At 48.1% G+C, this 8,703-nt stretch carries 11 protein-coding genes; all 11 read right to left on the bottom strand.

Annotated elements, in window-relative coordinates; genetic code table 11:
- Positions 1-211: 211 nt before the first annotated feature.
- Positions 212-610, bottom strand: coding sequence for a pilus assembly protein HicB (locus DW917_RS04760; RefSeq protein ID WP_118116914.1), 399 nt, complete (start codon positions 608-610; stop codon positions 212-214).
- 94 nt (positions 611-704) lie between these two features.
- Entirely contained in the window at positions 705-890 is a 186-nt protein-coding gene (locus tag DW917_RS04755; protein ID WP_118081782.1) for a type II toxin-antitoxin system HicA family toxin, read from the bottom strand.
- A gap of 243 nt (positions 891-1,133) precedes the next feature.
- Positions 1,134-1,823 (bottom strand): DNA repair protein RadC, encoded by a 690-nt coding sequence (gene radC / locus DW917_RS04750; protein ID WP_233524634.1) that lies wholly within the window; start codon positions 1,821-1,823, stop codon positions 1,134-1,136.
- A 12-nt stretch (positions 1,824-1,835) separates the two neighbouring features.
- Positions 1,836-2,360 (bottom strand): phosphoribosyltransferase, encoded by a 525-nt coding sequence (locus tag DW917_RS04745; protein WP_118116912.1) that lies wholly within the window; start codon positions 2,358-2,360, stop codon positions 1,836-1,838.
- An 847-nt stretch (positions 2,361-3,207) separates the two neighbouring features.
- Positions 3,208-4,809: a hypothetical protein gene (locus DW917_RS04735; RefSeq protein WP_118116910.1), complete on the bottom strand. Its 1,602-nt coding sequence runs from the start codon at positions 4,807-4,809 to the stop codon at positions 3,208-3,210.
- Positions 4,806-5,432 (bottom strand): hypothetical protein, encoded by a 627-nt coding sequence (locus DW917_RS04730; RefSeq protein WP_118116909.1) that lies wholly within the window; start codon positions 5,430-5,432, stop codon positions 4,806-4,808. Before DW917_RS04730 ends, DW917_RS04735 begins: the two co-directional genes overlap by 4 nt.
- On the bottom strand, positions 5,429-5,641 hold the full coding sequence (locus DW917_RS04725) for a hypothetical protein (RefSeq protein ID WP_147344116.1): 213 nt from the start codon (positions 5,639-5,641) through the stop codon (positions 5,429-5,431). Before DW917_RS04725 ends, DW917_RS04730 begins: the two co-directional genes overlap by 4 nt.
- Positions 5,619-6,194, bottom strand: coding sequence for a C4-dicarboxylate ABC transporter (locus DW917_RS04720; RefSeq protein WP_118116907.1), 576 nt, complete (start codon positions 6,192-6,194; stop codon positions 5,619-5,621). The genes DW917_RS04725 and DW917_RS04720 overlap by 23 nt, the downstream gene beginning before the upstream one ends.
- Positions 6,178-6,861, bottom strand: a complete 684-nt coding sequence (locus DW917_RS04715; protein ID WP_118116906.1) for a hypothetical protein — start codon at positions 6,859-6,861, stop codon at positions 6,178-6,180. The genes DW917_RS04720 and DW917_RS04715 overlap by 17 nt, the downstream gene beginning before the upstream one ends.
- A gap of 90 nt (positions 6,862-6,951) precedes the next feature.
- Complete coding sequence (locus DW917_RS04710) at positions 6,952-7,557, bottom strand: hypothetical protein (RefSeq protein WP_118116905.1); 606 nt, start codon at positions 7,555-7,557, stop codon at positions 6,952-6,954.
- A gap of 33 nt (positions 7,558-7,590) precedes the next feature.
- Positions 7,591-8,703, bottom strand: coding sequence for a hypothetical protein (locus DW917_RS04705; protein WP_118116904.1), 1,113 nt, complete (start codon positions 8,701-8,703; stop codon positions 7,591-7,593).

Raw genomic sequence — 8,703 nt, 5'->3', positions numbered from 1 at the left:
ACTACTATCATCTTTGTTAGCGGTGGCAAAGGTAAGAAGAATATTTGGAACCGCCAAAAAAAAAGCGAGAAATTTTAAAGAAAATGACTTTTTTATGTTTTAGAGCATAAAAACATGGGGGTGAGGAATGAAAAGGGAATGAAAAAGCCCCCGATGCATCTCGCACCAGGGGCTCAAGAGTTCATTTAATTACTTTATGAAAACACAACCATCAGAAGACGGTTGCTTGTAAATCCGCTTTAATATTGTTCATGCAAGCATTGAGTCGCTGGTATGTCTTCTCTCCAGCGGTCTTGACTCCACTTACATACTGGCGCATGAGCGATGGGTTGATGCCTGCACGTCTGGCAATCTCCGTGGCGTTGAGGAACGAAAATTCCTTGAAGAAGGCTTGCACGTCGTACTTATATGTAAAAGTCAAGTCTTGCAAGTCCTTGTTATCAGGATCATCATCCCTGCACTCCTGCAAAGCTTTCATGAAATCAGCCTTTGCCTCCTCAGCGGTAGCCCCATCGCCATCAATTACTGCATAATTACCCAATGGCTTATCATTGTAACAAGAATATCCGCCATCACCATATTCTAAAATCAGCATTACATTCTTTGCCATATATCTTATTTGTTTAAAATCCATATAAAAAGAGTTCTCCACACATCCATTACAGAAAGTAATCAATTGCAAGGTTAAGGGCAGTTGCCCGGACTTATTGTCCGAGCAACGTCTTTTTAATGCGTCTAAGCAACCCTGTCTTAACCTCATGGCTACCATGTCTTGGAATTCTGATTTTCATCCCATTCTTGGGATTGAACCATTCATCGTGCTCGGCACCATGTCGAGTGATAAAGCATCCCGCTTTAGTCAACTCATTGTACAATTGATTGTGTTTCATTGTTGTAATTAAACATGTTAAAGAACTCTTTGTCTGAATGACACTGCGAAGGTAGCTAAAAAGCTACAAACTACCAAATGTTTAGGTAGCTTTTTCGCTATATTAACTAAAATTTAACATTTGAACATAAAAATGGGTAATGTTTGACCACTTTTAGGCTCTTGCCAGACTACTTTCGCCGTCAGGCGAAAAATTTGCGAAAACAGGGAAGACAGAAATGTCTTCCCTGTACCTTATTATATATTATAGCTTGCCTTTGTCGTGGAAGCTATAGAAGCCATCCTCTGTGATGATGATGTGGTCCATGAAGAAAAGGCGCATGATTTGGCAAGCCTTGTGTATCTTCAAAGTTACTTCTTCATCAGCTTTGCTTGGCGTGGCATTGTTGGACGGGTGGTTATGCGCCACGGCTAAGATGGTGGCATTGTTGAGCACCGCTTCTTTCATTATCAATCGTACATCGACCGCTGTTTCCGTCAGTCCTCCCTCGCTGAGTTTGATGCACTTTATCAGCCTGAAGTTCTGATTCATCAGCACCACGAAGAAACGTTCTTTCTCGTTGTCCTCCATCTGAGGGAGAAGAAAGTTATAGAGTGCCAAGCTACTGCCGAGGTCGGTCTGCCGAGCCACCTTTTCCATTTGGTAGCGTCTTCCGAGTTCGATGGCGGCTTGTATGGCTATCGCCTTGCAGTCGCCTACACCCTGCACCACTTCGAGTTCCTCAATTCTCGCACGCTTGATATTACGTAGGCTCTCGCCCATGATATTATAAATCTGTCGTGCCTGCTGTAGGCTCTCTTTTGTTCCTGCCCCTCTGTTCATTACAAGCGAGAGAAGTTCCACGTTGCTGAGGGTGTCCATGCCGTAGTTGTAGGCTCTGTATTGAGGTCTTTCCTCCATGCAAAGGTCGTTATAATTTTGTCGTATCATCATTATATTTCTTTATTAGTTATACATTCTTTTGGTTCTTGCGAGGAACATGGCACCCATGACCTCGGCGCCACATTCAGCGAGTTGGCTTGCAAACTCTTGGGCGGTCGCTCCGCTTGTTATCACATCGTCGAAGATGATGACCTTCTTGCCCTTGAAGTACTCTCTATCGAGTGCCACCCTGTAGCCGAAACTTTCAGAAACATGGTTTGCGCTGTTGTGCTTGGCTGTGCGCTCGCCATAGATGAAAAGATGGTCGTTACCGTTCTGTACCTTAGCCTCTTGGCTCACCTTGGAGGCGAAATGAGAGAAACGCTTGGTGTATTTCTTTGAGTTGGCGGCTGGAGCACAAACAAGCACGAAGTTGCCGGCTTTGTCGCCATAGGTCTGAGAGAATGACTTAGCCACCATGTCGGCTGCATAGTCTGTCGCCCACTTCTTGCCATCCTTGAAGGCGAAGATGAAGTTTCTTACTTGCTCTGCCTTGGCTGAGCGGTCGAAACGCTTGGAGTTGTACTCGTAATAGTTGAAAGTCTTCATACGCTTTAAAATTTTTATTCTACCCAGAGGGCTAAAGGAGCTTTTTACTTGAACTCGTCTTTGTCTGCCCGTCTGAGAGTTTTTTTTATTCTGCCCGTCAGGCTTTTTTGTCACTTTTTACGGTGCAATGAGACGAGCGGAGAAGAGGTATGAAGACCAAGGAATTTCGGCTAAAAGTTACAGGAATACCCAATCTGTGATTGTGGAAGGCTGCCAGGAAGTTTTCGCAGAAATCGGGAACCAGTACTTGGTAGGTACCGTCCGCCGTAAATTTGCTGAGGAAAAAGGGATAAAGTCTGATGGGCTACCTATAAAGGGCTGCTCTCGGAGCGGATAAAGCGGACAAAGAAAAGGCTTTGCCTTACCTTGGTGTTAAGCCTCTGTGACGTTTGAACAGCGCAAATTTTAACATCTGTATAGAAATGGGTAAAAAGAAAATTTGCGTATCAAGAAAACCGTGTTTTTCAGGCATTCTGCATGGAAAACAGACCTTAGAGCGATGAAATCACGACATTTTGCACCTCTCGACCTCGGTTTAGAGGATGCAAAATGTGTCGTTTTACGACAGGTTTTCCACACCCATGGATTGGGAAACCTCGGTTTTATCGTGGTTTTGGGGTTTCAAAGGGGAAGAAATTCCCCTTTGCGTCGGAAACGACCCCCCACCGCCCTGCGCCCGAGCCCGCTTCCCGACCCTTTGAAAAGACGGAATATGTAAACAAGTATTAAGAAGTTTGTAAGAGTGCTAAACATAAAAAGGGGAGTCCGCATCGCTGCGAACTCCCCCAAACGGCGGTCAAGCGAGAATGCTAACCACCTATCTATAATCGTATGAAAAAAAATAATATCAGAGCATGGAGCCAGTGGAGATATAGCCATCGGACTGCGGGAATTTCTCTATGCCAATCATGAGTGTGTCGAAGGCATCGGAGCCATCGGTGCGAGCCTCCAGCTTGTCCTCCTCTGTCTCTGCCAGTTTCTCTCCTCGCTTATCCTTCTTGCCATTATACACACCAGCAAGTCGGATGGATATGAGCAGATCTTCATTGTTCTCGCTGTTGATCATGGCACGGTGCTCAGCCTTGCCCACGAACATACGGTTGATGAGCAGCATCTTCTCCAGGTGTCCCATCGGGTTGCCCAGATAGACCTCGTTGACATACCAGCCATGGTCTGTGAGATAGTTGGCGATGAAGGTATGGAAGTCGTCATTCATCAGGGCGTAGTTGTTGCCCACGAAGGTAGAGTCGTAGTAGAAGTTAACCTCCTTGCATCGTTGGTACTGGTAATACTCCATGAACTTATCGAGCAGGGCAGGCAGCTTATTCTCATACTTCACGAAGAAACTCTTCAGGCAACGAGCCTCGCCGCGCAGGTTGTCTTGTCCCACGCACATCCAGTTGATGAGCGCATTGGCATCGAACGCGATGCACAGCGGACGGTCAGGATCAACGTCTGCATCCATGCGTGCATCCACATGCTGTAGCTTATCGATGTCATACTCCAGGCCATCGAGGAAGTCGAGGTTGGGAGCCGTGTATAAGTTGACATCACGCAGGTTGGAGTAGAAGCCATCGAGCGAGATGGATGGCCGCTTGCACATGATGGAAGTCTGAAAGGTGAGTGCAGGCAAGTCTCGCTTCATCTGCTTGATGAACTCCATGCCGAGCACCTCTACATTATAGACAGAGGAATACTCCTTGTAGAAGAGTGTCTTGGAACGCAACTGTGCCAGTAGCAAGCCTATCTCCTTCAGGCGACGCTTGGCATATAGACTGACGTGCCCCGATGTCTTGATGCGGTTGCGGATGTCAAACTCTTCGACCACGAGCGAGGAGATGGCTTCCACGAGGTGAGGATCACAATCCTTCTTGTAGTTGAGGAACCAGGAACCTTTCTTAGTGACCGGCATATCGGAGGTGACAAGCATGCCATGGTGGTAGTAATGCTGACCAAAGAGGTTGACATTACCACGGTTGGCAGGGAAGGTCTCATCCTTCAGCTGCTCGAAGTCGATGAACTTCGCCTCGTCGATGTCGAGGTAGTCAAGCGAGAGGGAGTTAGACGTGCCCTTGCGGTCTTGCGAGATAATGGTGCCTATACTTCCATTATAAAACGAGATGGTGTTCTCCCAGTTGGAAGGAGGAATGACCGGGTCAGGCCATCCCAATTTCTTAGGTGGCTTGACCCCGATGAGATAATGCTTGCCCCGATGGAAGCCCCATCGCTCCCAGTGCTGAAGCATGGACGGTATGGTATTGGTGAGACATCGCTTTGCGTTGGCGGAGACAAAGCCACCATTGCTGCCAGGCATGCGCTGCATGTTGCGCAGGTTGAACATGGAGTGGAGTACACTCTTGCCTATGCCTCGACCGCCCACTACCACGTTGTCTCGAGCGTTGATGAAGTTGACCTCCATCTGTGCTGGGTTTAGATATTGATCGATCATTGAGCATCCTCCTTGATTTCTTCTGTTGGTGTATATTCCAAGAGTTGCTCATCATAGTCTTCAGCTTCGATTTTGACAAGATCCATGGAGTTGTCGGTGTATTTCTTGATGAGCTTCTTGATGGTGGTCATCACGTTAGGAATGCGCTTGAGACCCAAGTGACGAGGATCGGTAGTAGGTATGAAGACCTGAGGCTGAATCTGGTCGTAGCCATTATCCACAGGATCTTCCTTATCCAGGAGATGATATTTACCGTAGGCAGCAGCTGCAGCAGCCATGGCACGGGCATCGCCCATGGACTCAGCTTTATCGTAGGTGCGCTGTATCATCTGGTCGAAGCGGAAACGGGCAAAGTCCTTGGATACCCGCTGGAGATTGCCCAGTATGAGCTTGATGAGGTGCAGATCATTGTATGCCATCATGCGCTGCACACGATAGTCTTGCATATCCTTGAAGACCAATTCCTGGTCTGTCTTGCGGGGATTGACGAGCCACCAGGAATAGAGGGCACGGATGCGTAAAATGCGGTCACGCACAGGGGCGAGTACATTTTGCGCATCCATCTCTTCGGGTGTGCGATCCATGAGTTCGATGATGGCATCGATGTTGGCTGGTTCTCTCATACTCTAATCTCCTCTAACATTTGGTTCAGGTATTCATGTGTGCGCTGCACGGCTTGCGGCGAACCGGCTGCAGCGAGGTCAAGCTCATTCTTGCGATGCTGCTGCTTCACAGTCGCCATTCCCAGGTAGTAGGCACGGTGAAGCTTAGACGAAGGCTTCAGGATCTCCTCACGCAGATCGTCCTCGTTAATATCCAAAAGGACGGACATCTCCGATATCGGAGTTAAAGTCTCTGCCAAGTCTTGCACGTTTTTCATCAATTCCTGTGTAATTTCCATTGATTTTCAAACTTTTGTTAGTACAGTGCTCCAGGTAACCATGGAGCAGATCATAGAAGACTTGTGGCTCTGTAGTGACGATGGTCGATTCATCACGGCTGCCATAGGTCTGATTTTGTGAGGTAACGACCGACACCACGCAATCGGCGGCTCTGAAGAGGATTACCTTGGAGTGATTTTCGCCCAGATATACCTCGTCGAAGCAAGCCTGCATCATGCGCCAAAGCTGCACGGTCTTCTTGCTCGCCTTGACATCGAGCAGCATCTTTGCCGAACGGATGCTATCAGACTGCCGCATCAGGCGGAACCCACGGAGGAACTCCTCGGAGGTAGAATAGGATGACACCCACACTTCTGCAGAGCCTGTCTGTGAGAGAATCCACTTGATGAGACCGAGGGTGTGGATGTGTCGCCCGAAATAGGCTTGCGTCTGGACTTCGCCGATGGGTTTCAGTAGGTCTGCTACCTTAGCCTTGGTTGCCATTCTCAGCGAGGCGGGCTTTAGCAACACGGTCACGGTCGGCACGTGTGACCACGTATGAGTCGTAGGCGAGCATGTCGGCACGATACTTCTTGTCAAGGTCGGAGAGTATCTTGAGATACTCGTATCGGTCGCACGGCTCTTTATCTTCCATAGACTTGAGTGTCTCGAAGGTAGATTTTATCTCCTTGTATCGCTTGGTGTTAATATCCCAGAGAGCTGCAACTTCTTCGGGCAGGAAATCGTGATCCTTGCGCTTGCCTTTGCGGATGACCGCGACACCATCTTCTTCGGAGGACGGCAGCTCTGCATCATCGTTGTTGGACTCTTCCTCGCTGGAATCGGTCGTTTTGGCGGTCGTACCGGTCGTTTCTTCGGTCGTAGCCACTGGTGCACCCTCGTCTATGATGGCTTGTGCCTCTGGAATGACGAGACTATCCATCTGCTTGACCTCATCGATGGTCATTTTGTCGAGACGAATTTTGAGGAACTTGCCCAGTTCATACTCGATGTTGGAACGGTATGCCTGTGGCTGTCTGGTGGCACGGGCATGATAGAAGCGGTCTCTGTTGAGACGGAAGAGCATGTTTGCCCCCTTAATGACGTCTGCATCGCTCTCATGCTTGGCATTGAGCCATGCTTGTATTTGTTTGGTGAATTGATGATCCATATATGCGAAAATAATAAAAGGTGGCTCAGGCACGAAGCGAGAGCCACCTAAGCTGCTGAAACATTTTTGATATTATGAGTAAAATAGCGTCTACTGTGAAACCTCAGTCCATACGGAGCCATCAAGACCACTGATGTCACCCTCGTCGGTCTCCAGCTTGCCCTCATAGAAAGGTGCCGGACTAACGTCTGTGGCTTCAACGCTGAGTGTAGAGGTGACGGAGTCTGTAGCACCCGCACCACTATTCTGAGCAAATGTGGACTTAGGTGCGAACATCTCGCAACCCAAGATACGGAAACGACCATTAGGCATCTGTTGAGCGTAAATCATCTCATCGTTGATAACCATGCGGCCGAAGCCTGTGATGTCGGCATCCATGCCACCGATGATATACTCAGCCTTGTTGAGGAATGTGGCTGAAGGAGCCTCTCCCTGTGTCTCGGTGGTAATGCTTGACTTGAGGGAGACCAGGTCAACCACATGCCACTTAGCATCGGCTTCCAAAGCGAAGTTGCCCTTGTATGTGGCAAGTGCGGTCATGTCTGTAGCTTTATCCTCTATGTCATCAGGAAGCTTTGGCCATGTGAGAATCTTTGACTTGAGAATAGCCAAGAACTTAGGGCGAATGCCAGGAGTAATGCGTACTCCTGGACATTTGCGGACTGATTTATATAAATCTTTTGTTGTGCAAACCATAATTTAATCTCCTATATATAATAAGGTGAAAGTTTACTCCTTGCTCTCAGCACCTGTGCCATCGGCTGGGTTTGTGTCATCGACAGGATCCTGCTCGTCGTTAAGACTTGTATCTTCGGCTGTAGCGCTCTTTTGGATGATAGGCTTCTGGCCATCATCAGTGATGAACATGATGCGCTCTTTGTTGATGCTCTCGTACTGAGTGCCGAAGAACTTGGTGGCGATGAAGTCGAGTTTCCATGGGTGATATTTCTCCACACTGATTTTCTCTGCATCGTTGTTGTTAGCCTCGTTGACACCCACGAGCATATTGCTGCGAGTTGTGAGCTGGAAGAATGGAGCATTCTTCTTATTGCTCAGTGGAGCAAAATGTACATTCTCGAATCCCACGATGGAATTGTGGTTGTAACCGTTGTTGTATGGAACAGATCCGAACTTCTTCAGGAATGCACGGTTGTACATGTTAACGAAACTCTGAGGAACGAAGAGCAGCAGATTATCTTCTGCCATCAACTCCTCGTCAGCAGATTCACAGATAGCTTGTGCGAAGTCAACTGCATTGTCGTCATTGAGGACCTGACCGCTACCCAAGATGTCTGAAACCTTGATGAGGTTGCCGAGATCACTTGACAGTGTGCCTGCTGTCAATTCTTTGGCTCCGATTGTATCAAAACCATTGAAAAGGTCTTTCGAACCATTACCGGCGGGATTGCGCACGGCATTCCAAAGCACTTTATCAAGGTTCTTACCAAGTTTCAATGCGAGAAGTTGGAGAACCTGCAGGGTGATAGGTACGTTTTTGAGAGCATCACCACTCATGGCGTTGGCACCCCAAATGGTGGAATATACCGAGTTAGGTGAGAATTTCACGTCGACGTTACCAAGGAACACTTCCAAGGTGCGAGGCGTGATCTTTGCACCGCTATCGGCAGTACGGTTCTCATCATATGGACCGAACTCAGCGTTACCAGTCAACTCTCCGACTGTCTCTGAAACACGAATGCCTGGGCGAAGTGTCATGTATGAGAGTGATTTCTTCAATCCCTTGGTAGGCATGGTAATCAACTGCTTGCGGTATGTTGCAGCAGTCTTCTGCAACTGTTCATGAACATTTGCAGGGGCAATGAACTTGTTTTCTTCTGCCAT

The sequence above is a fragment of the Prevotella sp. AM42-24 genome (assembly GCF_003461825.1).
Lineage (GTDB): Bacteria > Bacteroidota > Bacteroidia > Bacteroidales > Bacteroidaceae > Prevotella > Prevotella hominis.
The sequence above is the reverse complement of the archived record's forward strand: the minus strand, read 5'-3'. Positions and strand labels throughout refer to the sequence as shown.

Bases quoted from the DNA above. Each gene is read 5' to 3' on its own strand.
- DW917_RS04745 (WP_118116912.1), bottom strand. From the start codon at position 2,360: ATGAAGACTTTCAACTATTACGAGTACAACTCCAAGCGTTTCGACCGC.
- DW917_RS04730 (WP_118116909.1), bottom strand. From the start codon at position 5,432: ATGAGAGAACCAGCCAACATCGATGCCATCATCGAACTCATGGATCGC.
- DW917_RS04710 (WP_118116905.1), bottom strand. From the start codon at position 7,557: ATGGTTTGCACAACAAAAGATTTATATAAATCAGTCCGCAAATGTCCA.
- DW917_RS04705 (WP_118116904.1), bottom strand. From the start codon at position 8,703: ATGGCAGAAGAAAACAAGTTCATTGCCCCTGCAAATGTTCATGAACAG.
- radC (WP_233524634.1), bottom strand. From the start codon at position 1,823: ATGATGATACGACAAAATTATAACGACCTTTGCATGGAGGAAAGACCT.
- DW917_RS04735 (WP_118116910.1), bottom strand. From the start codon at position 4,809: ATGATCGATCAATATCTAAACCCAGCACAGATGGAGGTCAACTTCATC.
- DW917_RS04755 (WP_118081782.1), bottom strand. From the start codon at position 890: ATGAAACACAATCAATTGTACAATGAGTTGACTAAAGCGGGATGCTTT.
- DW917_RS04725 (WP_147344116.1), bottom strand. From the start codon at position 5,641: ATGTCCGTCCTTTTGGATATTAACGAGGACGATCTGCGTGAGGAGATC.
- DW917_RS04715 (WP_118116906.1), bottom strand. From the start codon at position 6,861: ATGGATCATCAATTCACCAAACAAATACAAGCATGGCTCAATGCCAAG.
- DW917_RS04720 (WP_118116907.1), bottom strand. From the start codon at position 6,194: ATGGCAACCAAGGCTAAGGTAGCAGACCTACTGAAACCCATCGGCGAA.
- DW917_RS04760 (WP_118116914.1), bottom strand. From the start codon at position 610: ATGGCAAAGAATGTAATGCTGATTTTAGAATATGGTGATGGCGGATAT.